This is a genomic window from Nonomuraea indica (genome assembly GCF_002850745.1).
Classification (GTDB): Bacteria; Actinomycetota; Actinomycetes; order Streptosporangiales; family Streptosporangiaceae; genus Nonomuraea; species Nonomuraea indica.
In genome coordinates, this window is sequence record NZ_KZ559468.1 from 573568 (window position 1) to 596579 (window position 23012).

Sequence of the window (23012 nt, forward strand, 5' to 3'; positions counted from 1 at the left end):
GCGGAAAATCGTCGCGGGGATGTCAGCGGACCACCCGGACGTCCCTCGCCTTGACGTACATGACGCGATGGCCGAGCTGGATCTGGTGGTAGCGCTGCCGGCCGGTGACGGTGACGTGCCGGCCGGGGTCGTACGAGCCGGCCGACAGGTAGGAACTGCGCACCGTGTGCCCGAGCGCGTACGCCTGGCCGGGCCGGATGACGTACGGCAGGGGGATCCGCTCCTGGAAGTCGACGCCCGTGCCCCGGTAGGCGGGCCGTCCGGGGAAGGCGCGGCCGTACACCTCGACCTCGTCCTTGAGCGGCATGACCAGCGGCCCGTCGGCCGGCACGGCGGTGGGGTTCTGCGGCGGGTTGTGGAACCACGCCTTGCGGCCCAGGTACCAGATGGCCGTCCAGTCGCCGCGGGTGCCGGCCACGGCGAACCGCTGCCCGGTGGAGACCCGCGCGCTGTGGTCGTACACGCTGGACGTGCTCGGCTTGCCCACCCGCTTGCCGACGTCGTCCACCAGCGGCGCGTCCTCGCGCGGCTCGGTGCGCAGCCACACCGTCGAGGCGCCGTGCGGCTCGCACGCCCGGGTCGGCCGGGCCTTGACGCAGCCGGTGAAGGCGGGCTGGTTGGTGCCGTAGTCGGGCAGGATGACGACCGAGGCGGTGGTGTCGCCGTCCGCCCGGCCCGCCCGGCTCTTCGTCGCCGCGGCGGCACGGCGCCCCGCCTCGCCCGCCCGCGTCTCGCCCGCGCCGCGCGAGGCCGGAGCATGTGACGCCGGGTTGCGCCCGGCCGGGTTGCGCTCGGCCGCGGTGCGTTCGGCCGGGTTGTGCTCGGCCGGGTTGCGCTCGGCGGCGGTGTGCTCGGCGGCGGTGTGCTCGGCCGGGTTGTGCCTGGCCTGGGTGCGGGAGGCCGGAGGCGCGGCGTACCGCCGGGCGGCGTCCAGGTCCTCCTGCGACCGGCCGTCGGCGTGCAGGGGGCTGCCCATCAGGTCGAAGTAGTGCGCCCAGTCCCAGTAGGGGCCGGGGTCGTCGTGCATGCCCGGCAACGTCTCCGGGGTGGTGCCCGGCACGTTGTCGTGCCCGAGGATGTGCGCCCGGTCCAGCGGGATGTCGTGCAGGTCGGCGAGGTGCCGCACGAGCCGGGCCGACGCCCGGTACATCGCCTCGGTGTACCAGGCGCCGCCCTTGGCGAGGTAGCCCTCGTGCTCGACGCCGATCGAGCGGGTGTTGACGTCCCAGTTGCCGGCGTGCCAGGCGACGTCGTTCGTGCGCACGTGCTGGGCGACGTGCCCGTCGCGGGAGCGGACCGTGTAGTGCCAGCTCACGTAGTCGGGGTCGGCGACCATCGACTTGATGCCGTCGTAGGAGCCCTCCGTGTCGTGGATGACGATGTAGTCGACGCGCCGCTCGCCCGCGATCCGGTCGTGGTTGCCGTAGTCGCCCCCGCCGGTCCGCCTGTAGGCGGCCGGCATCCACTCGCAGGCCAGCGTGGCGGGGCACTCGGCGGGCTGCGCGCGGCGCAGCGGCGGGACGGCCGGCGGGCGCAGGCCGGGCGCCGCGGCGAGCCGCACCGCGAACCCGTCGTCGGTGCGGCGGGCCGCGCCCTCCCGGATCACCGTGAAGACCTCGTCGGCGAAGCTCCTGGCGGTGAACGGGTCGCGGGCGCCCGAGTAGCGGACGACCGCCTGGTACCAGCCGGCCGGATCGTCGGTGGGGTGCGGCTGGTAGGCGGCGAGCAGCGCGGCCCCGCCCCGGATGTTCGCGGCCGGATCGGTGCGCAGGCGCTCGGCGGGCAGCCCGGTCAACCGCGCCGCGCGCCGCAGCGACGGCCCCGTGACCTCGGACTCCCACGGCGCGGGCCCACCGGCGGGCCCACCAGCGGGCCCATCGGCGGACCCACCGGCGGCCCCGCGAGCGGATCCATCAGCGGACCCACCAGCGGGCGCGCGCCCGTCCCGTCCGCCCGCGTCGCGGTCCGGCGCCGTGGCCGACCGCTCCGGCGCGGGTCTGGCCCCATCCCCCCGCGCATCGCCGGAGCCGTGCCCATGGTGCCCGCTCTGCCCGCCGTGCCCCGCATGCCCGTCCCGCCCCTCCGGGCGCGCGGCCGTCTCCAGGTCCACGAGGTGCATCGGGCCGTACCCGCCGTCCGTGCTGGGCCGGCCCGCGTGGCTGTCCCAGCGCGACTGCAGGTACGACACCCCGAGCAGGACGCTCACCGGGACCCCGTACTCGCGCGCCGCCTCGGCGAAGTCGCCCTGGCGGCCATGGTCCTGGACCGGCCCCACCAGAGCACCGGCGGTGAGACCGGCGACGACCCACTGCAGCATGGCAACCCCCCACGGATCGGTTTCGTCAGACTACTGTCCGTGTTCGCCGCGAAGAAGGAAGCGCGGTACGCCGGTGTTTCGGCCACGCCCGGCCTCGGGGCGACATGCCCTGGGCGCGAATCCTGCCCGATTGCGGGCAGGATGTTGGCGTGTCCGGTTGCTTGTGCGTAGTGTCCTCGTCTGTGTCCACGACGCGGCATCCCCACGAGGAGCTCATCGCGCACCTCACCAGGACCAGCGGATTAGGTCCCGGTGAGGCGGCCCGCGTGGTCGCCGACGTGCTGGCCTACTTCTCCGAGCCGGTCGAGCAGTTCGTGCGGCGGCGTCACGCCGAGCTGAAGTCCCGCGGTCTCACCAACGACGAGATCTTCCCCCGGGTCGCCGCCGAGCTCCGGACCCGCCGGGTGGCCGCGCCCGAGCTGTCCCTGCGCCAGCTGCGCCGCATCGTCTACGGCTGACAGGGGCCGGCCTCCGCGGCCCCTGCCGCAGGTCCCGAGTCGCGGACATCGTCATCGTTCATGGAAGAGGGAGAACCCCGGATGTGCGGAATCGTCGCCTATGTCGGTCCCAAGGACGCCGCCCCGATCCTGCTGGAGGGGCTGCAACGGCTGGAGTACCGAGGCTACGACTCGGCCGGAGTCGTGGTGTCGAGCAAGGGGCTGAAGGTCCGCAAGGTGAAGGGCCGTGTCGCCGACCTGGCCAAGGCCATGCCGGCCCGGTTCAAGGGCGGCCTCGGCATCGGGCACACCCGGTGGGCCACCCACGGCGTCCCCAGTGACGTCAACGCCCACCCCCACCTGTCGTCGGACGAGCGCATCGCCGTCGTGCACAACGGCATCATCGAGAACGCCGACGAGCTGCGCGCCAAACTGGCCGCCGACGGCGTCGTGTTCGTCTCCGAGACCGACACCGAGGTGCTCGCCCACCTGATCGCCCGCACCGTCCAGGAGACCGAGTCGCTGGAGGAGGCCGTCCGCAAGGCGCTGAAGAGCGTCGTCGGCACGTACGGCATCGCCGTCATCGACGCCGAGCGGTCGGGCGAGGTCGTCGTGGCCCGCAACGGCAGCCCGATCGTGCTGGGCATCGGCGAGAAGGAGATGTTCGCCGCCTCCGACGTGTCGGCGCTGGTCCGCTACACCCGCCAGGTGGTGCACCTGGAGGACGGCGAGCTGGCCGTGATCAAGGCGGACGGGTTCCACACCTTCGCCAGCGACGCCCGCGAGACCGCCAAGGAGCCGCTGACCGTCGACTGGGACGCCGGCCACTACGACACCGGCGGCTACGAACACTACCTGCTCAAGGAGATCTCCGAGCAGCCCGAGACGGTCTCCCGCACCCTGCGCGGCCGGCTGGACGAGCGCTTCCACATCGCCCACCTCGGCGGCCTCAACCTCGACGCCCGCGAGACCAGGTCCTTCCGCCGGGTGAAGATCATCGGTTGTGGCTCGGCCTACTACTCCGGCCAGATCGGCGCCCAGCTCGTCGAGGAGCTGGCCCGCATCCCGGCCGACGCCGAGCCCGCCAGCGAGTTCCGCTACCGCAACCCGGTGGTCGACCCCGACACGCTGTACGTGGCGATCAGCCAGTCCGGCGAGACGTACGACACCCTGGCCGCGGTGCAGGAGCTCAAGCGCAAGGGCGGCCGGGTGATCGGCATCGTCAACGCCGTCGGCAGCGCCATCGCCCGCGAGGTGGACGGCGGCGTCTACCTGCACGCCGGGCCCGAGGTGTCGGTCGCCTCGACCAAGGCGTTCACCTCCACGGCGGTGGCGTTCGCGCTGCTCGCGCTGCACTTCGGCCGGGTGCACGACCTGTCGCCCGCCGACGGCCGCCGCATCTGCGACGGCCTGCGCCGGCTGCCCGGCCAGATCGAGGAGATCCTGGCGCAGGGCGACAAGATCGCCGAGCTGGCGAAGAAGTACGCCCACCACCCGAGCATGATGTTCGTCGGCCGGGTGCGCGGCTACCCGGTGGCCCGCGAGGGCGCGCAGAAGCTCAAGGAGATCTCGTACGTGCACGCCGAGGCCTACCCGGCCAGCGAGCTCAAGCACGGGCCGCTCGCGCTGATCGGCCCCGAGATGCCCACGGTCGCGATCGTCCCCGACGACGAGCTGCTCGACAAGAACCTCACCACGCTCGGCGAGATCCGCGCCCGCGGCGGCCAGGTGCTCATGGTCGGTCACCGCCACCCCGACGCCAAGCTGGCCGACGACGTGATCGTGGTGCCGAAGAACGAGATCGAGCTGGACCCGATCCTGCTGACGATCCCGCTCCAGCTCTTCGCCTACCACGCGGCGGTCGCCCTCGGCCGCGATGTGGACAAGCCTCGCAATCTTGCCAAGAGCGTCACGGTCGAGTGAGTCCAGGCGGCACTATGGCCACAATCGCACAAAGGTCGTGTAATTAGCGCAATATCGACCTAAGATCCGTTTGTGGTCGAGTTCGATCCGCGCACGCCCAACCTCGCACGCATGTACGACTACATGCTCGGCGGTGTGACGAACTACGCCGTCGACCGCGAGGCGACCGACCGGCTGGCCGAGCTGGTCCCGCAGGCCGTGCCGCTGGCCCGGGTCAACCGGGGCTTCCAGCAGCGGGCGGTACGCCACCTGGCGGCATCGGGCGTGCGCCAGTTCCTCGACCTGGGCAGCGGACTGCCCACCCAGGGCAGCGTCCACCAGGTCGTCCCGGACGCCCGGGTGGTCTACGTGGACCGCGACCCCGTGGTGGCCGAGCACGCGACGGCCCTGCTCCGCGACGAGAGCAGGGCCGCTTTCGTGCAGGCCGACCTGCTCGACGCCGCCGGGGTGCTGGAGCGCGCCGCCGCCTTCCTCGACCTGGGCCGGCCGGTCGGCGTGCTGCTGATCTCGATCCTCCACTTCATCCCGGACACGGACGGCGACACGGGCGGCCACGCGCGCGACGGCACGGGCGGCCACGCGAGCGGCGACACGGGCGGCCACCCGCGCGACGGCACGGGCGGCCACGCGCGCGGCGACACGGGCGGCCTCACGAGTGGCGGCGTCCGTGGCCCGCACGCCGCCGTGGCCGCCCTGCGGGAGGCGGTGGCGCCCGGCAGCCACCTGGTGCTCACCCACTCCACCTCACCGGGCCGCGCCAAGCCGGCCGCCGGCCGCGGCACCGCCCGGCCGCCCGCCCGGATCCGGTCGTTCTTCGGCGACTTCACGCTGGTCGAACCCGGGCTGGTGCACGCCGCCGACTGGCGGCCCGACCGGCCCCGGCTGGTCGGCGAGCCGTCCACGGCGTCGTACCTCATGGCCGGAGTCGGCTGGAAGACACGGCCGCGACAGGTGTAACCCATGGTGATGTGTCAATAACCTCAGGTAGTGGGAGGTACCCGCGCGCCCGGGGGAGGCACGCATGCGCCGACGGCAGTTCTTCGCGCTGGGGCTCGGCACGGCAGCGCTCGGCCTGGCGGGGGCGGCATGCGGCACCGAGCGCCGCCCCACCGCCGGAGCGGTGCGCGTGCCGTTCGCCATCGCGCCGGGCGCCGAGCGGTGGGCGGGCGTGACGCAGGCGCTCACCCGGGCCGCCTGGCAGTCGGGGTTCATGCTGTCCGGCCGGCGCCAGGCCACCACGATCACCGTCACCGGGCTGCCCGCGCTGGCCGCCGCCGAGATCGACGCCGGGCCGCGGCTGCACGAGACCGCGACGCCGCTGGTCAGGCTCGCCGGGGAGGTCGAGGCCGTGGTCGTGCCGGCCGGCTCGCCGTTCCACGACTTCGAGGACTTCGGCGCCCAGCTGCTCGCTCGGCCGGAGGAGACGCCGCTGGCCGGGGGGCCGCAGGGGGAGCCCGACCACCTGCTGTTCGGGCTGATCGCGCGGGGGCTCGGCGCCGACGCCCGCCGGATCGCCTACACCGGCCACGCGGGCCCGGCGGAGGCCGCGGACGCCCTGCGCGCCGGGCGGGCCGTGGCCGCGGCCGGCAGCCTGCGCGCCTGGCGGGCCGGCCTGCGCAAGGGGCGGGTCCGCGCCCTGGCCGTCTCCAGCGCCCGGCGCGTCGACGGGCTCGACGTGCCCACCCTCCTGGAGTCCGGGGTGCGCATCGACTTCGCCGACTGGTGCGCGGCGGTCGGCCCGCCCGGCATGCCCGACGAGCTGCGCGCCACGGCCATCGACATGTGCGAGCGCGTCGCCGGCTCCGCGCCGTGGCACCAGGCGTGCCGCGCCGGAGGCTGGCAGCCGATCCCGCTCGGCGGCGGCGACTTCGAGCAGTGGCTCGCCTCCGAGACGGCCCGCACCCGCGCCGTGCTCCGCGACCTCGGACTCATCGACACGCCCGGCACAACATGATGGGGCGAGTTGCGACCGTGAGCACCAGATGTAGGATCCTGCTCGTCGCTGGTTCGCCCCTCGGGGCGGAGCAAAAGGGAACCCGGTGCGATTCCGGGGCTGCCCCGCAGCGGTGAGCGGGAACGACCGCCGTCACGAGCACTGGAGCGATCCGGGAAGCGACGGCCAGTAGGACCGGCATGACGATCCTGATCATGCGTGCCCGCGAGCCCGAAGACCTGCCGGCGACGCCGGGGTCCCGGCCGGAGCGTGCGCACGTCGCACGCCGGCCCGGCACGCCCGGCTGACCTGTCCAGGGCCTCGAGGGAGGGCCCGGGGGCCGACGCGGCCGGGGCGTGCCCCGTGCCGCCGTGCTCTCGCGCGCCTCCGACGAGGCAGAGCTCGCGAGGAGAGCACGTGACGCAGATCGTTGAGGCCGACCGGCGGCTGGCCATCGAGGAGGCCGCCGCCCGGGTGATCGCAGACCCGGCCAACTCCCGGGTCGCCGCCCGGCTGCTGGCCGAGGAGATCGCCGACGAGGCGGCCGGGCACGGCGTCCGGACCTTCTCCGAGTCGGTCGCGGCGACCCACGCGGCCGGGCTGGTCCAGGACTCCCTCGCGGCGTTCGTCGCGGCCCACGCCGCCGAGCTGGACGCCCTCGCCCGCGACGAGGCCGACGACCGGTTCGAGTACTTCGGCCTGCGCACCGTCTACGACCGCTACCTGCTGCGCCACCCCGAGACGCGGGCGGTCCTGGAGCGCCCGCAGCACTTCCTCCTCCGGGTGGCCTGCGGCCTGTCGTCGTCGGTGGCCGAGGCGGCCGAGCTGTACGGGCTGATGTCCACGCTGGCCTACCTGCCCAGCTCGCCGACGCTGTTCAACTCGGGCGCCCGCCGTCCGCAGCTGTCGTCGTGCTTCCTGCTCGACTCGCCGCGCGACGAGCTGGAGGCGATCTACGACAGGTACGGCCAGGTCGCCCGGCTGTCGAAGTACGCCGGAGGCATCGGCATCTCCTGGACCCGGGTCCGCTCGCGCGGCTCGCTCATCCGCGGCACCAACGGGCACTCCAACGGCATCGTCCCGTGGCTGCGCACCCTGGACGCCTCGGTCGCGGCGGTCAACCAGGGCGGGCGGCGCAAGGGGGCGGCCTGCGTCTACCTGGAGACCTGGCACGCCGACGTCGAGGAGTTCCTGGAGCTGCGTGACAACACGGGCGAGGACGCCCGCCGTACGCACAACCTGAACCTCGCCAACTGGGTGCCGGACGAGTTCATGCGCCGGGTGGAGGCGGACGAGCCGTGGTCGCTGTTCGACCCGAAGGACGTCCCCGACCTCACCGACCTGTACGGCGACGCCTTCGACCGCGCCTACCGCGCCTACGAGGAGCAGGGCCGTTACGTCCGCCGGATCCCGGCCCGCACCCTGTACGGCCGGATGATGCGCACGCTCGCGCAGACCGGCAACGGCTGGATGACCTTCAAGGACGCGGCCAACCGGACCTCCAACCAGACGGCCCGCCCCGAGAACGTCATCCACCTGTCCAACCTGTGCACCGAGATCCTGGAGGTGACCAGCGACGCCGAGACGGCGGTGTGCAATCTCGGCTCGGTGAACCTGGCGGCCCACCTGCGTGACGGCGCCGGGCTCGACTGGGACCGGCTGCGCGGCACCGTGCGGACCGCGGTGCGTTTCCTCGACCGGACCATCGACCTCGGCTTCTACCCGACGCCCGAGGCCGAGGCGGCCAACCGGCGGTGGCGGCCGATCGGGCTCGGCGTGATGGGGCTGGCCGACGTGTTCTTCGCGCTGCGCCTGCCGTTCGACTCTCCGCGGGCCCTGGAGCTGTCCACGCGGATCGCCGAGGAGATCGCGCTGGCCGCCTACGACACCTCCGCCGACCTGGCCGCCGAGCGCGGCAGGCACCCCTCCTACGACGACACCCGCGCGGCCGGCGGGGTGCTGCACCCCGACCACTACGCCGGGGCGGCGGGCTCGCCGCGCTGGGACGCGCTGCGCGCCAAGGTCGCCACGACCGGGCTGCGCAACTCCCTCATGATCGCCATCGCGCCGACGGCCACCATCGCCTCCATCGCCGGCTGCTACGAGTGCATCGAGCCGCAGGTGTCCAACGTCTTCAAGCGCGAGACCCTGTCCGGCGAGTTCCTGCAGGTCAACCGCTATCTGGTGGCCGACCTGCAGGCGCGCGGGCTGTGGACGCAGGCCATGCGCGACGCGATCAAGCGGGCCGACGGCTCCGTCCAGGACGTCCCGGGCATCCCGGACGACCTGAAGACGCTCTACCGCACCGCGTGGGAGCTGCCGCAGAAGGCGCTCATCGACCTGGCCGCGGCCCGCCAGCCGTACATCGACCAGTCGCAGTCGCTCAACCTCTTCATGGCCAGCCCCACCATCGGCAAGCTCTCCTCGATGTACGCCTACGCCTGGAAGAGCGGCCTGAAGACCACGTACTACCTGCGGTCCCGGCCCGCGACCCGGATCGCCCAGACGACCGTGGCGGCGGCCCCGGCGGCCCCGGAGGTCACCGCGGCGGAGGCGGTCGCCTGCTCGCTGGAGAACCCCGAAGTCTGCGAAGCCTGCCAGTAACCGCCCCGACCACGTAAGGAGACCTCACCAGACATGCTGCTCGACCCTGGAATGGACCTGACCCTGCGGCCCATGCGCTACCCGGACTTCTACGAGCGCTACCGGGCCGCCATCCGCAACACCTGGACCGTCGAGGAGGTGGACCTGCACACCGATCTCGCCGACCTGGCCAGGATGACCCCGCAGGAACGCCACCTCATCAACCGGCTGGTCGCCTTCTTCGCCACCGGCGACTCGATCGTCGCCAACAACCTGGTGCTCAACCTCTACCAGCACGTCAACGCCCCCGAGGCGCGCCTGTACCTGAGCAGGCAGCTCTTCGAGGAGGCCGTGCACGTGCAGTTCTACCTGACGCTGCTCGACACCTACCTGCCCGACCCGGACGAGCGGGTCAAGGCGTTCGCCGCGATCGAGCACATCCCGTCGATCCGGGACAAGGCCGAGTTCTGCTTCCGGTGGATCGACTCCATCAACGGGTTGCGGCGGCTGGAGACGGCCGACGAGCGCCGGCAGTTCCTGCTCAACCTGATCTGCTTCGCCGCCTGCATCGAGGGGCTGTTCTTCTACGGCGCCTTCGCCTACGTCTACTGGTTCCGCTCGCGGGGGCTGCTCGGCGGCCTGGCGACCGGGACGAACTGGGTGTTCCGCGACGAGTCCATGCACATGGAGTTCGCGTTCAGCGTGGTGGACACCGTACGGGCCGAGGAGCCGGAGCTGTTCGACGACAAGCTGGGCGAGCAGGTCACCGCGATGCTGGAGGAGGCCGTGGCGGCCGAACTGGCCTTCGCCCGCGACCTGTGCGGTGACGGCATGCCCGGCATGAGCGCGGAGCAGATGCGCGAGTACCTTGAGTACGTGGCCGACCAGCGCCTGGTCAGGCTCGGGCTGCCGGTGCGCTACGGCACGGCCAACCCGTTCGCGTTCATGGAGCTGCAGGACGTGCAGGAGCTGGCGAACTTCTTCGAGCGGCGGGTGTCGGCTTATCAGGTTGCGGTTGAGGGCAATGTGACGTTCGATGAGACGTTTTAGGCTTACTTGATAGGACATTTGGGGGCATCACTCGTGCAGACGCCAGCCAGCTGGCTCGTTCTCGCCATCGCGGTGGCCGGGGCCGTCCTCTGCGTGGAGATCTTCCGAAGACTGCTGTCCAGGGCCGGCCGCAAGTGGGCGCTCGCCCGGCACCTGGTCGAGCACTGCACCTGGGCCGGGTTCACGGTGGCGGCCGTGGTCGCCTTCAACCTCGTGTTCGGGCCGGGGATGTTCGGCCAGAGCCCGGGGGAGCTGGCCACCGGCCGGACGGTGGAGCGGGCGCTCGGGCTGGTCACCATCGGCGCGGTGACCTGGCTGATCGTCCAGGCCACGTACGCGCTGACGGACGTGGTGCTCGACCGGCTGGTGAAGGTCGAGGGGGAGCGCAACCGGCGGGCCCGGCGGATCATGACCCAGATCGGGCTGGTCCGCCGGATCGCCGCCGCGGTCATCATCGTGATCGCGGTGGGCGCGATGCTCTTCTCCTTCCCCCAGGTGCGGGCGCTGGGCGCCGGTCTGCTCGCCTCCGCCGGCATCGCCGGCGCGATCGTCGGCATCGCCGCCCAGCCGACGATCGGCAACGCCCTGGCGGGTCTGCAGCTCGCCTTCAGCGACGCGCTGCGGCTGGACGACGTGGTCGTGGTGGACAACGAGTGGGGCAGGATCGAGGAGCTGACGCTGACCTACGTGGTGGTGCGTCTGTGGGACGAGCGCCGCCTCGTCCTGCCCGTCTCCTACTTCACCCAGAACCCGTTCGAGAACTGGACCCGGCACGGCAGCCGGGTCATCGCCGTCGTGTTCCTGCGGGTCGACTGGACGGTGCCGGTCGCCAAGCTGCGCGACGAGCTCTACGCCTTCATCCAGGGCAACCCGCTGTGGGACCAGAAGGACTGGACCCTCCAGGTGACCGACGTGCTGCCGAACGGGCTGGTCGAGCTGCGTGCCCTGATGAGCGCCGCCGACTCCCCGTCCGCCTGGGACCTCAAGTGCGACGTCCGCGAGCACCTGGTCACCTACATCAGGGAGAACTTCCCCGACGCGCTGCCACGCTTCCGCGTCGAGACCCCGGAGACCCGGGTGGGGGTGCCGTGGACGGCCGACCTCGGCGCCGACCCCGGCCCCAGTCCCGGCGCCGGTCCGCAACGGGCCTGACGCCTCATCGGCGGGTCGCCAGCAGCACCCCCACGCCGCCGACCGCCAGCCCCGCCACCGCGAGCGGGTGCAGCGACTGGCCGGCGAGCAGCCAGGCCAGCACGGCCGTCACCGCCGGCGTGAGGAAGAACAGCGTGCTCACCCGGCTCGCCGGAGCGTCCCGCAACATGGTGTTGAGCAGGAGGAACGCCCCGATCGAGTTCACCAGCACCAGCCAGCCCACCGCCCCGGCGAACGCCGCCGGGTCCGTCACCCGCGGCGTCTCCAGCAGCACCGTGGCCAGCCCCACGAGCGGCGCGCTGACCAGGAACTGCACGGCGGTGCCCGCGAGCACGTCCATGTCGGCGGCGAAGCGCTTCTGGTAGACGGTGCCGAGGCTGAGCGCCAGCAGTCCCACCACGGCGAGCGTCACCCCGGCCGCGGAGAAGGCGAGGCGGTCGGCCACGGCCAGCCCGACACCGGCCGCGCCCAGGGCGAAACCGAGCCACTGGCGCGGGCTCAGCCGCTCGCCGAGCACCCGCCCGGCCACCAGGGCGATGACCACCGGATTGAGCCCCTGCACCAGCGCCAGGACCGCCGCGGGCACGCGCATGCCCAGCGCCGTGTAGAACGCGGCGAACTGCACCGCCTGCACCAGCACGCCCGCCACCGCCACGTGCGCGAGCCCCCGTCCCCGCGGCCAGGGCGCCCGCACCGCCAGCGCGATGCCGGTGAGCAGCACTCCGGCGAGGGCGAACCGGGCGAACGTCAGCAGCAGCGGCGGCGCGGCCCCGATCCCGATCAGCCCGGCCACGAAGGCGCTGCTCCACATCACCACGAACAGGGCCGGCAGCGGCGCCGGCACCCTCGTCCGCTCCCGGCTCCGGGGTGTCCGGACCTGAACCGCCATGCCAGCCTCCACATAACCACTTGAATCGGTTACTTCACTGTTCCGTGACGCTGGATAACCTGTCAAGCCGGTTAGGTATGCTGGGGGCGTGTTCGCCTTCGTCAGCGGCAACCTCGCCCTCGACCTGGCCGGCACGGTCCAGCAGCGCCGGACCGACCGGCGCGACCTGCTGCTCGAGCCCGCCGACCTGGCCCGCTGGCTGGTCGAGGCGGGCGTCCTCGACCAGCCGTGCGCGGTCACCCCGGCGGGGCTGACGGCGGCCAAGGAGCTCCGGGAGGCCGTCTACCGGCTCGCGCTCACCGCCACCACACCCCAGCCCACCGCGCCCGAGCCCACCGCGCCCGAGCCTGTCGTGTCGCAGCTTGTCGCGCCCGAGCCCACCGCGCCCCAGCCTGTCGTGTCGCGGCTCGCCGCGCCCCAACCGGAGCCGCCGGAGGCTCAGCGACAGGAGCCGGTGGTCGCGCCGCCGCCCGGAGAGCCGCCCGGGCCGGGGGCGCGGGCCGGTGACCGCGAGGTGGTCAACCGCTTCGCCGCCGTCCCGCCCACGCGGGTGCGGCTCGACGAGGCCGGCCGGGCCGAGCGGGCGGGCGACCTGGCGGCGGCCCTGTCCACGGTCGCCCGGCAGGCGGTGGAGCTGCTCGGCGGGCCGCAGGCCGTACGGATCAAGGAGTGCGGTGCCGGCACCTGCACCCGCCTGTACGTCGACACCTCGCGCGGCCGAGCCCGGCGCTGGTGCGACATGCAGGAGTGCGGCAACCGCGCCAAGGCGGCGGGGTTCCGCGCCCGCCACCGCGCGCTTTAATCACTGGCCCCGGTGCTGATCACCCGGCTACCGTGGAAGACGTCCAGCACGACCAGGAAGGCCCCACGTGACCACCCCCTTCTCCCGCGGACCGCGCGCCACGCGGCTCACGGCGGGTGAGGCTGCCTGACAGTCCCGACCATCGGACTCCAGGAGCCGCCCGGGGATGTTCCCGAGGCGGCTTTCTCGTCGCCGTGCCACACGACGACGGCCCTGACAGGGGATCAGGGCCGCGGGCCACGGTCTGGCCGGCGGGAATGGCGCCCCCCGGCCGGACACAGCCCTCGCCCCGGGCGGCGCCCACGCCAGCCCGTCCCGGGGCCCACCCGCTCGCGGAGTGCCAGGACATCGCCGCGCGAGCGCCTGTGACCCGGTGCCTGGAGCGCCTGCGATCGAAAGAGGGATCACCCGCGCCGATCGGGGTATACGGCGGCCAGCGGACGAAGGAGGGTCCTGTGCGCCGACTGGTGGCCATCGTGAACTCTGCGGCCGGGAGCGCGGACGACGAGGCGTTGTCACGGGTGCTCGCCGAGCTGGCCGAGCACGCCGACACGGTCAAGACCCGGCTCGACGACCCGGCCGAGCTCGACGGCCTGCTGGCCGAGCACCCCGGCCGTGACCCGGTGGTGCTCGGCGGCGACGGTTCCCTGCACTGCCTGGTGGCGGCGCTCGCCGGGCGTGGCGAGCTGGGGTCCCGCACGGTCGGACTGGTCCCGCTGGGCACCGGCAACGACCTCGCCCGTGCCCTGGGCGTGCCGCTCGACCCGGTGGAGGCGGCCCGGGTGGCGGCGACGGGCGAGCCGCGCTCCCTCGACCTGCTGCGCGACGAGGACGGCGGGATCGTGGTCAACGCGGCCCACGCCGGGGTGGGGGTCGAGGCGGCCCGGACGGCCCAGCCGCTCAAGCCGTTCCTGCGCCGCTTCGCCTACGCGGCCGGGAGTGTGATCGCCGGCGTGCGCACCAGGGGCGTCCCCCTGCGGGTGGAGGTGGACGGCGCGGTGGTCGCGGACGGCCGGCGGCGGGTGCTGATGGCGGGCGTCGGCAACGGCCGCACCATCGGCGGCGGCACGCCGATCACACCCGACGCCAGCCCCGCCGACCGGCTCGCCGACGTGGTCGTGTCCTTCGCCACCGGCCCGCTGCGCCGCCTGCTGTACGGCGTGCAGCTGCGGCTCGGCCGGCACACGGCCCGCACGGACGTGGTGACCGTCCGCGGCTCGCGGGTCCGCGTCTCCGGGCCGCCGGTGTGGGTCAACACCGACGGCGAGCTCAGCGGCCCCTACACCTCCCGCACCTGGACCGTCGCACCGCACGCCTGGCGGATGACCCTGCCGCCCGGGTGACTGCCGCGGCGGTCACCGCTCGACGATCTCGTTCTTGCCGATGACGACCACGCCGCCGCGGGTGAGCGCGAAACGGGTGCGGTCGTGGTCGAGGTCGAAGCCGATCCGCGCCCCGTCGGGGATCACGACGTTCTTGTCGATGATCGCCTTGCGCACGATCGCGCCCCTGCCGATCTTGACGTTCTCCATCAGCACCGAGTCCTCCACCAGCGAGTGCGAGTGGAGCACCACCTTCGGCGAGAGCACCGACCGGATGGCGGTGCCGCCCGAGACGATCACGCCGGGGGAGACCAGCGAGTCGATCGCCCGGCCCACCCGGTCGCCGTCGTTGTGCACGAACTTGGCCGGCGGCAGCGGGTCGTGGCCGGTGTGGATGGGCCACTTGTCGTTGTAGAGGTTGAAGACGGGGTGCGCCGAGATGAGGTCCATGTGGGCCTCGTAGTAGGCGTCGAGGGTCCCCACGTCGCGCCAGTAGCCGCGGTCGCGCTCGGTGGAGCCCGGCACGACGTTGTCGGCGAAGTCGTAGACGTCGGCGCTGCCCGACTTGACCAGCATGGGGATGATGTTGCCGCCGAGGTCGTGCTTGCTCGTCGGGTCGAGGGCGTCCTCGCGCAGGGCGTCGATCATCGCCTGCGTCCTGAACACGTAGTTGCCCATCGAGGCGTAGATCTCGTCGGGGGAGTCGGCGAGGCCGACGGCGTCCTTCGGCTTCTCGCGGAAGGCCACGATGCGCCGCCCCTGCGGATCGGTCTCGATCACCCCGAACTGGTCGGCCAGCGACAGCGGCTGCCGGATCGCGGCGACCGTCACGTCGGCGCCCGACTCCTCGTGCTGCTCGACCATCTGCCGGGGATCCATCCGGTAGATGTGGTCGGCGCCGAACACGATGACGTGCTCGGGCATCTCGTCGTAGATCAGGTTCAGGTTCTGGAACAACGCGTCGGCGGACCCGGAGAACCACCGGGGCCCGAGCCGCTGCTGCGCCGGCACCGGGGTCACGTAGTTGCCGAGCATGGCCGACAACCGCCAGGTGCGCGACACATGCCGGTCAAGACTGTGGTTCTTGTACTGGGTCAGCACCACGATCTGCAGGTAGCCGCCGTTGGCAAGGTTGGACAGCACGAAGTCGATGAGCCGATATATCCCGCCGAACGGCACGGCGGGCTTGGCCCTGTCAGCCGTCAGAGGCATGAGCCTCTTGCCCTCGCCACCTGCCAGCACGACCGCAAGCACCCTCTGGGACCTCATGTCCAGACGCTACCCCCATTTGGCCGATCTATCGACGAAACCCCGCATGGTGCCCCGGGGCCATCTCCGGTTTCGTGTTGTTCATCCCGATCGCGCGGGACGGCCTGTCGAGGTGTCCCCGGCGGGCGGGTTGCTCGTAAGGTCGTACCATGCGTGTCGATCTGCTCAGCCGGGAGTATCCGCCCGAGGTGTACGGCGGTGCCGGGGTTCACATGGAGTACCTGGCGAGCCGCCTGCGGCGGCTGGCCGACGTCCGGGTGCGCTGCTTCGGCGCGGACCGCGAGGAGCCGGGCGTGTCCGCCTACCGGGTTCCCGGCGGGCTGGAGTCGGCCAACGCGGCGTTGCAGGTGCTCGGGGTGGACCTGGAGATGGCCGCCGCCTGCGAGGGCGCCGACGTGGTCCACTCGCACACCTGGTACGCCAACTTCGCCGGGCATGTCGCGAAGCTGCTGCACGGGGTCCCGCACGTGGTCACCACCCACAGCCTCGAACCTCTGCGCCCCTGGAAGGCCGAGCAGCTCGGCGGCGGCTACACGATCTCCTCCTGGGCCGAGCGGACCGCGCTGGCGGCCGCCGACGCCGTCATCGCGGTGTCGGAGGGCATGCGGCGCGATGTGCTGGCGGCCTACCCCGAGATCGCGCCGGAGCGGGTCAGCGTCATCCACAACGGCATCGACACCGCCGAGTACGCCCCCGACCGCGGCGACGAGGTGCTGAAGAAGCACGGGGTCGACCCCGGCAGGCCGTACGTGATCTTCGTCGGGCGGATCACCCGGCAGAAGGGGCTGGTCCACCTCCTGCACGCGGCGCGGGCCTTCGACCGCGACGCCCAGCTCGTGCTCTGCGCGGGCGCGCCCGACACGCCCGAGATCGCCGCCGAGGTCACCGGCCTGGTCCGCGAGCTCGAACGCGAGCGCGAGGGCGTGCTGTGGATCTCCGAGATGCTGCCCAAGCCCGAGGTCATCCAGCTGCTCACGCACGCGGCGGTGTTCGTGTGCCCGTCGGTGTACGAGCCGATGGGCATCGTCAACCTGGAGGCGATGGCCTGCGAGACGGCCGTGGTGGCCACGGCCACGGGCGGCATCCCGGAGGTGGTCGCCGACGGCGAGACGGGCCTGCTGGTGCCGATCGACCAGGGCGCCGACGGCACGCCGCACGACCCCGCCCGCTTCGCCGCCGACCTGGCCGAGCGGGTCAACGCCCTGCTGGGCGACCCGGCCAGGGCCCGCGCGATGGGCGAGGCCGGCCGGGCCAGAGCCGTCGAGCACTTTTCCTGGGAGCGCATCGCCGGCCGCACCCTCGACCTGTACACCTCGCTCCTCGCCTGAGGCGGTTTTCCCGCTTCTTGGGGTGCGTTTCCCCTGTTCAGGGGAATGTTTCGGGTTGACGGGGGAACGGCTGGCCGTCGCTCCCCGGCTGATTGGGTCTTGTGGTCCACAGTGACGTGGATCACATTGAGCGTCAGGAGGCCAGAAATGACGCACCCACTTGGAGTGAGCCGCCCCGAACTCGTCGTCACCGACCTGCCCACCCCCGAAGAGGTGTTCAAGGTCCCGAGGCTCGGGCCGCGCGAGCTGTTCCAGTTCGCCGTCGGTCCGAGCCTCATCGCGCTCGGCATCTCCATCGGCAGCGGTGAGTGGCTCCTCGGGCCGCTCAGCGTCGGCCAGTACGGCTTCGTCGGCGTGGGCTGGGTCATCCTGATCTCCGCGCTGCTCCAGACGTTCTACAACGTCGAGTGCGCGCGCTACGTCGTCGCCACCGGCGAGGTTCCGGTCGTCGGCTGGGGCCGCGTCCCGCCGGGGTGGCGGCTGTGGGTGCCGCTGTCGGTGTTCGTCGTCATCTTCGCCTTCATCGCGGGCGGCTGGGCGGCCTCGGCCGGCCAGGGCGTGTACGCGCTCGTGCACGGCACCGTCGCGCCCGCCGGGGCCGAGGAGCCGCGCCTGTGGGCGATCGCCCTGCTCGTCGTCGTCTTCCTCATCACGGCGGGGGCGCGGCGGATCAGCCGGGCGCTGGAGCTGGCCAACTGGCTGCTGGTCGGCTCCATCCTCGTCATCCTGCTGGTCCTCTGCCTGTTCGTGGTGCCGTGGAGCGTGTGGTGGGAGGGCGTGCGCGGGTTCTTCACACCGGCCGCCCCGCCGGCGGGCATCACCGCCACGCAGCTCGGCGGCCTGGCCGGGTTCACCGCCCTGGCCTCCGGCCTCAACTGGTACGTGATGGGGCACTACCGGGACAAGGGCTACGGCATGGGCTACCGCGCCGGATACATCTCCGGCATGCGCGGCGAGCGCCGGGAGATCCTCGCCAGCGGCGTCACCTTCCCCGACGACGAGCTCAACCGGGGCCTGTGGCACCGGTGGTACCGGCTGCTGCTGACGGACATGTGGGGCGTGTTCTTCGTCGGCGCCATGCTCGGCATGCTGCTGCCCACGATCCTCATGTCGCAGGCCGTCGCCATGACGGGCGAGCGGCCGACGCGCGCCAGCGTGCCGACCTTCGTCGCCAGCGCGCTGGGCCAGGAGTACGGGCCGTTCCTGTTCTACGTGGCGCTGGTACTCGGCGTGCTGATCCTCTTCTCCACGCAGCTCGGCATCTTCGAGGCCATGGTGCGGGTGACCACGGACGCCGCGCACGCCACCAGCCCGCGGCTGCGCGCGCTGGTCGAGGGGGACCCTCGGCGGTTCTACTACCCGTTCATGATCGCGCTGCTGGTCGTCATCTCGATCATCATCCACCTGAGCCTTCCGGTGGCGCTCGTCGAGTGGTCGGCCAACATGTCCAACCTGGGCGCGCTGCTCTACCCGTTCCTGCTCATCTACCTCAACAGCAGGCTGCCGCGGCCCGCCCGGCCGCGGCCGTGGCACTACGTCATCCTGGTGCTCAACTTCCTGTTCTTCGGCTTCTTCTTCGTCAACTTCATCGCCGACTTCCTCGGCGATCCGCTGGTGACGTTCTAGCCGGGCGCGGAAGCGGAGCTCAGCGGAGGGGCTGCAGCACGACCACCGGGATCTCCCGGTCGGTCTTGGTCTGGTACTCGTCGTACTGGGGCCAGGCGCGCGTCATCAGCGCCCACAGCTCGGGCTTCTCCTCCTCGATCGCCGTGTGCGCGAGAGCCTTGAACCGGTCGGCCCTGACCTGCACCTCGACCTCGGGGCTGGCCTGGAGGTTCTTGTACCAGTCGGGGTGGTCGGGATCGCCTCCCTTCGAGGCGACCACCACGTAGGCGTCGCCGTGCCGCTGGTAGATGAGCGGTGTCGTGTAGGGCCGGCCGGACCTGCGGCCTTTGGTGGTCAGCAGGAGCACGGTGGTGTCGTTCCAGTCGTGCCCCTCTTCGCCGCCGGTCTGCTGGTAGCGGAGTACGTGTTCCTTGCCGAAGAGCATGGGTGCACAGCTACCCCGGACGGGTGCCACGTCACCGTCCGGCGCCGGCCTATAACAGATGTTGACCCGTGCCGCGGGCCCGCGCGTCACAGGTAGGGGCGGGTGACCGTGACCAGGTCGGGCACGGCGTCACGGGTGTCGACGTAGAGGGCCGCGTCGGGGGTGCGCTCGCGCACGTCGCGGTCGCGGATGGCGAACACCGCGGGCGCCGCCCCCACGTCGCCGTAGCGGCCCGTGACGGCCGTGGAGATCGCCCGGCGGACGTCGGCCACGACGCCGCGGGTCGTGTGGCCGGGACCTGACGCCGCCAGGTAGCCCAGCATGCCCGCGAACCGCAGCTCCGCCTCCGCGGCCCCCTGCCGGGCGGGCGCCGGACGGTCGAGCCAGAACACCTTGCCGGCCAGGAACGCCTCGTAGCTCTCGCCGTCATGGTCGAGCGTGCGCGCCGTCTCGGCGAGCAGCCCCCCGAACTCGGCCAGGTCCGCCCGGGGCGGCAGGTCCGTCGTGACGAACAGGGGCACGATCAGAGAGTCGAGCATGTGAGATCCCTCCACGTGAGGAGCCTCATCGTAGGGGGAGCCACCGACAATCTCCGGCGAAGACGCACCCGGACCGCGCGCCCGCCGGACCCCGGCCCGGTCTTCGGGCCGGAAGGTGCGCCGGGCGGCGGGTCGGGCGGCGTGTGCGGCGGGTCGGGTGGCGGGTTGGGTGGTGCGCCGGGTTTCGGGCCGGGAGGCGGGTCGGGTGGCGGGTTGGGTGGTGCGCCGGGTTTCGGGCCGGGAGGCGGGTCGGGTGGCGGGTTGGGTGGTGCGCCGGGTTTCGGGTCGTGCGGCGGGTCGGGTGGCGGGTGGGGAGGTGCTCCGGGCTTCGGGTCGGGAGGCGGGTCGGGCGTGCGGGGTGAGGTGGCGCGGACGGGAGGACCTCGTGAGGGCCGCTCCTAGCGGTCGGTCCACTCGTCCTGCAGGGCCGAGTGGACGATCGAGTCGCGCCAGCCGTCCGGCGTGTGCACGTGGTGGCGGATGCGCCCCTCCTCGACCATGCCGGCGGTCAGCATCGCCAGCTGCGCCGGCAGGTTGTCCGGAGCGCGGGCGCCCCAGATGCGGTGCAGCCCGAGCTGCTTGAAGCCGAACGCCAGCAGCAGCCGGATCAGGTCGGTGCCCATGCCCCGGCCCCACTGGTCGGGCCGCAGGCCCACGCCGATCTCGGCGCTGTGCGGGTGGTCGGCCTCGATGTGCAACCGCGCCACCCCGATGACGTCGCGGTGGTCGGTGTCGACCACCGCGAGCATGTACAGGCGGCGCGGCTCGGCCTCGGCCGCCGCCAGGGCTTCCTGGACGAGGTCGGCCACCTGCTCGTTGGTGCGGGGACCGAACGGCATGTACTGCGTCGCCGTCCGGTCACCGTAGACGGCGTGCAGTGCCGCCACGTCGGCCTCCGTCACGTCACGGAGAGACAGACGCGCACCATTGCACTGCACGCGGCGCATGCGGAGAAGTAAACGCCACTTTTGTGATCTCCACAAGCCCTTGTCAAGTCGCGAGTTGACTCCCGTAAGCCCGGGCGACAAGCTCGGCGATCGAACCGTGGGCGCCGAGCGGCTCGGCGTGCCCGGCTCCGATGCCGGCGGCGGCCCGTTCGACCAGGTCGGCGGGCGCCTCGTGGCCGATCAGGCAGGGCGCGATGGCCAGCCGGTCGGCTCCGGCGGCGCGCAGCCGCTCGGCCGCCATGGGCACACCGGGGTCGCTGTCAAGCGAGGCGGCGACCACGGGCAGCGTGAGGCGGGAGGCGAGCAGCACCGCCGTCGGCTGCACCGCCTGCACGGCCCGCGTGCCGCCCACGGTGGCGAGGATGACGGCGTCGACGGGGCTGGAGACGTTCAGCAGGCGGACCCGGTCGGCGCGGGCGAGGCCGCGCTCGGCCAGCCGGATGTGCAGGGCCTCGGCGAGCAGTGGGTGCGGGCCGAGCGCCTCGGTGATCACCGCGCCCGTGCCGGCGGCCTCGACGCTTCCGGCGATGTCGGCCATGACCTCGGGGTCGTCCCAGGTCAGCAGCGGCACCACGACGGCCTCGCGGTCCTGCGGCAGTGACGCGGCCAGCTCGGTGACCGCGGTCAGGCGCACCTCGATCTGCGGGTGGTCGACCCGTACGACGCCGGCGATCTCGGCGGCCACGCCCGTGATGTCGCCCGGCGCGGCGAGCACGAGCACAGGGGCGTCCGGCGGCAGGGACGTGGGGACGGGGCGGCGGTGGCGGCCGCCACCCGGCCGACGGGAACGTTCACGTACAGGGAGGCTCACAGGCGCGCAGTTTATGCGTATTGGCCCCCCTGTGTTCTGCGAATCGGTGGCGATTCAATCACAACCGTGACCCGTGTACGGGAGCGCTCGCCCGCCGTGCCGGACGCGGAGTTCGGCCGGCCGGGACGACGGCCGGGCCGGAGGGTGCCGGGAGCGTGGACGCTGATGCCCGCGTGGAGCTCCGGGGAACCGGTCGGTCCCTGCGGCGGTCTCCGGGCCCGTCGCGGGCGGCGGTGGCAGCCGCCGCCCGCGGTTCTTCGCGGCGGGTTCGGGGGGCGACCCCGGGCGCCGTCAGGTCCGCTGGGGGAGCGGGCCGGCGGTGAGGTCGAGGTCGCGGGTCTCCGGGGCGATGGCCAGGCCCACGGCGGTGACGGCCAGCGCGGCCACCACGTAGATCGACACGGCGAGCGTCGTGCCGTACACGTCGAACAGCTTGATCGCGATGATCGGGGCGAGCGCGCCGCCGACGATCCCGGCCACCTGGTAGCCCATGGAGGCGCCGCTGTAGCGCAGCCGGGTGGTGAACAGCTCGGCGATGAACGCCGCCTGCGGGCCGTACATGGCGGCGTGGGTGACCAGCGCCACGACGGCGGCGAGCGCGATGAGCGGGAACGACCGGGTGTCGAGCAGCGGGAAGAACGCGAACACCCAGATCGCCGCGCCGACCACGCCCGCCAGGTAGACCGGACGCCGGCCGAAGCGGTCGGACAACGAGCCGAACAGCGGGATCAGCACCAGTTGCAGCGCCGAGCCGATCAGCACCGCGTTCAGCCCGACCGAGCGGTCCATGCCGAGCGAGCCGGTGAGGTAGACGAGGATGTACGCGGTGAAGGTGTAGAAGGCCACGTCCACCCCGATGCGCGCGGTGAAGGCCGACAGCAGGGCGCGCGGGTGCGTCCGCAGCACCTCGACCAGCGGCATCCTCGCCTTGGCCCCCGACCGCTCCACCTGCGCGAACAGCGGCGACTCGGTGATCTTCACGCGGACCCAGAGCCCGACGAGCACGAGCACCCCGGACAGCAGGAACGGCACCCGCCACCCCCACGACAGGAACGCCGCCTCCGACAGGGTGCCCGACAGGATCGTCAGCAGCGCGGTGGCCAGCACGAACCCCGCCGGGACGCCCACCTGCGGCCAGCTCGCGTTGAAGCCGCGCCGGCGGTCGTCGCCGTGCTCCAGGGACATGATCACCGCGCCGCCCCACTCGCCGCCCAGCCCGAGTCCCTGGACGAACCTCAGCAGCGCCAGCAGGATCGGCGCGGCGACGCCGATGCTGTCGTAGCCGGGCAGCACGCCGATGAGGAACGTCGAGACGCCCATGACCAGGAGGGTGACCACGAGCACGGTCTTGCGCCCGGCGCGGTCGCCGAAGTGGCCGAAGACGATCCCGCCGAGCGGGCGGGCCACGAAGGCGACGGCGTTCGTGGTCAGTGCCAGGAGTGTGGCGTTGAGCGGGTCGAACGTCGGGAAGAACAGCTTGCCGAAGACCAGGGTGGCCGCCGTCGTGTAGAGGAAGAAGTCGTACCACTCCAGCGACGTGCCGATCAGACTGGCGAGGATGACCCGGCGTGTCTGTTGCGTGGAGCCTGACATGTCACCGCTCCTGTTCGTTCTCGGGGGGCTTCCCTTCAACATAAGGATCGTTGAACAACTCGACAAG

19 protein-coding genes and 1 riboswitch are annotated in these 23012 nt (G+C 72.5%); of the genes, 11 read left to right on the forward strand and 8 right to left on the reverse strand.

Features of this window, described 5'->3' with window-relative positions; genetic code table 11:
- Window positions 1–22: 22 nt before the first annotated feature.
- Window positions 23–2317: an N-acetylmuramoyl-L-alanine amidase gene (locus CXR44_RS40790; protein WP_245899042.1), complete on the reverse strand. Its 2295-nt coding sequence runs from the start codon at window positions 2315–2317 to the stop codon at window positions 23–25.
- Between the two features lie 266 nt (window positions 2318–2583).
- On the opposite strand from CXR44_RS40790, the gene CXR44_RS10355 reads away from it, so the two are divergent.
- From CXR44_RS10355 to CXR44_RS10385, 7 genes are all read left to right on the forward strand, one after another.
- Entirely contained in the window at window positions 2584–2775 is a 192-nt protein-coding gene (locus tag CXR44_RS10355) for a hypothetical protein (protein ID WP_245899043.1), read from the forward strand.
- A gap of 81 nt (window positions 2776–2856) precedes the next feature.
- Window positions 2857–4677, forward strand: coding sequence for a glutamine--fructose-6-phosphate transaminase (isomerizing) (glmS, locus tag CXR44_RS10360; protein WP_101784922.1), 1821 nt, complete (start codon window positions 2857–2859; stop codon window positions 4675–4677).
- Window positions 4678–4749: 72 nt separating this feature from the next.
- Complete coding sequence (locus tag CXR44_RS10365) at window positions 4750–5634, forward strand: SAM-dependent methyltransferase (RefSeq protein WP_101784924.1); 885 nt, start codon at window positions 4750–4752, stop codon at window positions 5632–5634.
- Window positions 5635–5698: 64 nt separating this feature from the next.
- Window positions 5699–6631, forward strand: a complete 933-nt coding sequence (locus CXR44_RS10370; protein WP_101784926.1) for a tripartite tricarboxylate transporter substrate-binding protein — start codon at window positions 5699–5701, stop codon at window positions 6629–6631.
- 32 nt (window positions 6632–6663) lie between these two features.
- Window positions 6664–6871, forward strand: a riboswitch (cobalamin riboswitch).
- A gap of 156 nt (window positions 6872–7027) precedes the next feature.
- On the forward strand, window positions 7028–9214 hold the full coding sequence (locus CXR44_RS10375) for a ribonucleoside-diphosphate reductase subunit alpha (protein ID WP_101784928.1): 2187 nt from the start codon (window positions 7028–7030) through the stop codon (window positions 9212–9214).
- A gap of 33 nt (window positions 9215–9247) precedes the next feature.
- Window positions 9248–10243: a ribonucleotide-diphosphate reductase subunit beta gene (locus CXR44_RS10380; protein WP_101784930.1), complete on the forward strand. Its 996-nt coding sequence runs from the start codon at window positions 9248–9250 to the stop codon at window positions 10241–10243.
- Window positions 10244–10276: 33 nt separating this feature from the next.
- On the forward strand, window positions 10277–11395 hold the full coding sequence (locus CXR44_RS10385; protein WP_101784932.1) for a mechanosensitive ion channel family protein: 1119 nt from the start codon (window positions 10277–10279) through the stop codon (window positions 11393–11395).
- 4 nt (window positions 11396–11399) lie between these two features.
- Here the strand turns inward: CXR44_RS10385 and CXR44_RS10390 are convergent, their stop codons facing one another.
- Entirely contained in the window at window positions 11400–12284 is an 885-nt protein-coding gene (locus CXR44_RS10390; protein ID WP_101784934.1) for a DMT family transporter, read from the reverse strand.
- 88 nt (window positions 12285–12372) lie between these two features.
- On the opposite strand from CXR44_RS10390, the gene CXR44_RS40795 reads away from it, so the two are divergent.
- Together CXR44_RS40795 and CXR44_RS10405 are read left to right on the forward strand one after the other, a co-directional pair.
- Window positions 12373–13086 (forward strand): CGNR zinc finger domain-containing protein, encoded by a 714-nt coding sequence (locus CXR44_RS40795; protein WP_245899044.1) that lies wholly within the window; start codon window positions 12373–12375, stop codon window positions 13084–13086.
- Between the two features lie 455 nt (window positions 13087–13541).
- Window positions 13542–14429 carry a diacylglycerol/lipid kinase family protein gene (locus CXR44_RS10405; RefSeq protein WP_245899045.1) on the forward strand — a complete coding sequence of 296 codons (888 nt, stop codon included), beginning with the start codon at window positions 13542–13544 and terminating at the stop codon, window positions 14427–14429.
- Between the two features lie 12 nt (window positions 14430–14441).
- Here the strand turns inward: CXR44_RS10405 and glgC are convergent, their stop codons facing one another.
- Complete coding sequence (glgC, locus tag CXR44_RS10410) at window positions 14442–15677, reverse strand: glucose-1-phosphate adenylyltransferase (RefSeq protein ID WP_101784938.1); 1236 nt, start codon at window positions 15675–15677, stop codon at window positions 14442–14444.
- Between the two features lie 149 nt (window positions 15678–15826).
- On the opposite strand from glgC, the gene glgA reads away from it, so the two are divergent.
- Both glgA and CXR44_RS10420 read left to right on the forward strand, forming a co-directional pair.
- Window positions 15827–17005 (forward strand): glycogen synthase, encoded by a 1179-nt coding sequence (gene glgA, locus CXR44_RS10415; RefSeq protein WP_101784940.1) that lies wholly within the window; start codon window positions 15827–15829, stop codon window positions 17003–17005.
- A gap of 147 nt (window positions 17006–17152) precedes the next feature.
- Window positions 17153–18631 (forward strand): Nramp family divalent metal transporter, encoded by a 1479-nt coding sequence (locus CXR44_RS10420; RefSeq protein ID WP_101784942.1) that lies wholly within the window; start codon window positions 17153–17155, stop codon window positions 18629–18631.
- 19 nt (window positions 18632–18650) lie between these two features.
- On the opposite strand, the gene CXR44_RS10425 is transcribed toward CXR44_RS10420, so the two are convergent.
- From CXR44_RS10425 to CXR44_RS10450, 5 genes are all read right to left on the reverse strand, one after another.
- Complete coding sequence (locus tag CXR44_RS10425) at window positions 18651–19055, reverse strand: nitroreductase family deazaflavin-dependent oxidoreductase (RefSeq protein ID WP_101784944.1); 405 nt, start codon at window positions 19053–19055, stop codon at window positions 18651–18653.
- An 86-nt stretch (window positions 19056–19141) separates the two neighbouring features.
- Entirely contained in the window at window positions 19142–19594 is a 453-nt protein-coding gene (locus CXR44_RS10430) for a hypothetical protein (RefSeq protein WP_101784946.1), read from the reverse strand.
- A 398-nt stretch (window positions 19595–19992) separates the two neighbouring features.
- Complete coding sequence (locus tag CXR44_RS10440) at window positions 19993–20541, reverse strand: GNAT family N-acetyltransferase (protein WP_101784948.1); 549 nt, start codon at window positions 20539–20541, stop codon at window positions 19993–19995.
- A gap of 43 nt (window positions 20542–20584) precedes the next feature.
- Window positions 20585–21352 (reverse strand): sirohydrochlorin chelatase, encoded by a 768-nt coding sequence (locus tag CXR44_RS10445; RefSeq protein ID WP_245899047.1) that lies wholly within the window; start codon window positions 21350–21352, stop codon window positions 20585–20587.
- A 291-nt stretch (window positions 21353–21643) separates the two neighbouring features.
- Window positions 21644–22945 (reverse strand): MFS transporter, encoded by a 1302-nt coding sequence (locus CXR44_RS10450; protein ID WP_101784953.1) that lies wholly within the window; start codon window positions 22943–22945, stop codon window positions 21644–21646.
- Window positions 22946–23012 lie beyond the last annotated feature (67 nt).

What these genes read in the sequence shown, in the direction of transcription:
- CXR44_RS10450 (WP_101784953.1), bottom strand. Translation starts at nt 22,945, where the DNA reads ATGTCAGGCTCCACGCAACAGACACGCCGGGTCATCCTCGCCAGTCTG.
- glmS (WP_101784922.1), top strand. Translation starts at nt 2,857, where the DNA reads ATGTGCGGAATCGTCGCCTATGTCGGTCCCAAGGACGCCGCCCCGATC.
- glgC (WP_101784938.1), bottom strand. Translation starts at nt 15,677, where the DNA reads ATGAGGTCCCAGAGGGTGCTTGCGGTCGTGCTGGCAGGTGGCGAGGGC.
- CXR44_RS10390 (WP_101784934.1), bottom strand. Translation starts at nt 12,284, where the DNA reads ATGGCGGTTCAGGTCCGGACACCCCGGAGCCGGGAGCGGACGAGGGTG.
- CXR44_RS10430 (WP_101784946.1), bottom strand. Translation starts at nt 19,594, where the DNA reads ATGCTCGACTCTCTGATCGTGCCCCTGTTCGTCACGACGGACCTGCCG.
- CXR44_RS10425 (WP_101784944.1), bottom strand. Translation starts at nt 19,055, where the DNA reads ATGCTCTTCGGCAAGGAACACGTACTCCGCTACCAGCAGACCGGCGGC.
- CXR44_RS10370 (WP_101784926.1), top strand. Translation starts at nt 5,699, where the DNA reads ATGCGCCGACGGCAGTTCTTCGCGCTGGGGCTCGGCACGGCAGCGCTC.
- CXR44_RS10380 (WP_101784930.1), top strand. Translation starts at nt 9,248, where the DNA reads ATGCTGCTCGACCCTGGAATGGACCTGACCCTGCGGCCCATGCGCTAC.
- CXR44_RS10420 (WP_101784942.1), top strand. Translation starts at nt 17,153, where the DNA reads ATGACGCACCCACTTGGAGTGAGCCGCCCCGAACTCGTCGTCACCGAC.
- CXR44_RS40790 (WP_245899042.1), bottom strand. Translation starts at nt 2,317, where the DNA reads ATGCTGCAGTGGGTCGTCGCCGGTCTCACCGCCGGTGCTCTGGTGGGG.
- glgA (WP_101784940.1), top strand. Translation starts at nt 15,827, where the DNA reads ATGCGTGTCGATCTGCTCAGCCGGGAGTATCCGCCCGAGGTGTACGGC.
- CXR44_RS10440 (WP_101784948.1), bottom strand. Translation starts at nt 20,541, where the DNA reads ATGCGCCGCGTGCAGTGCAATGGTGCGCGTCTGTCTCTCCGTGACGTG.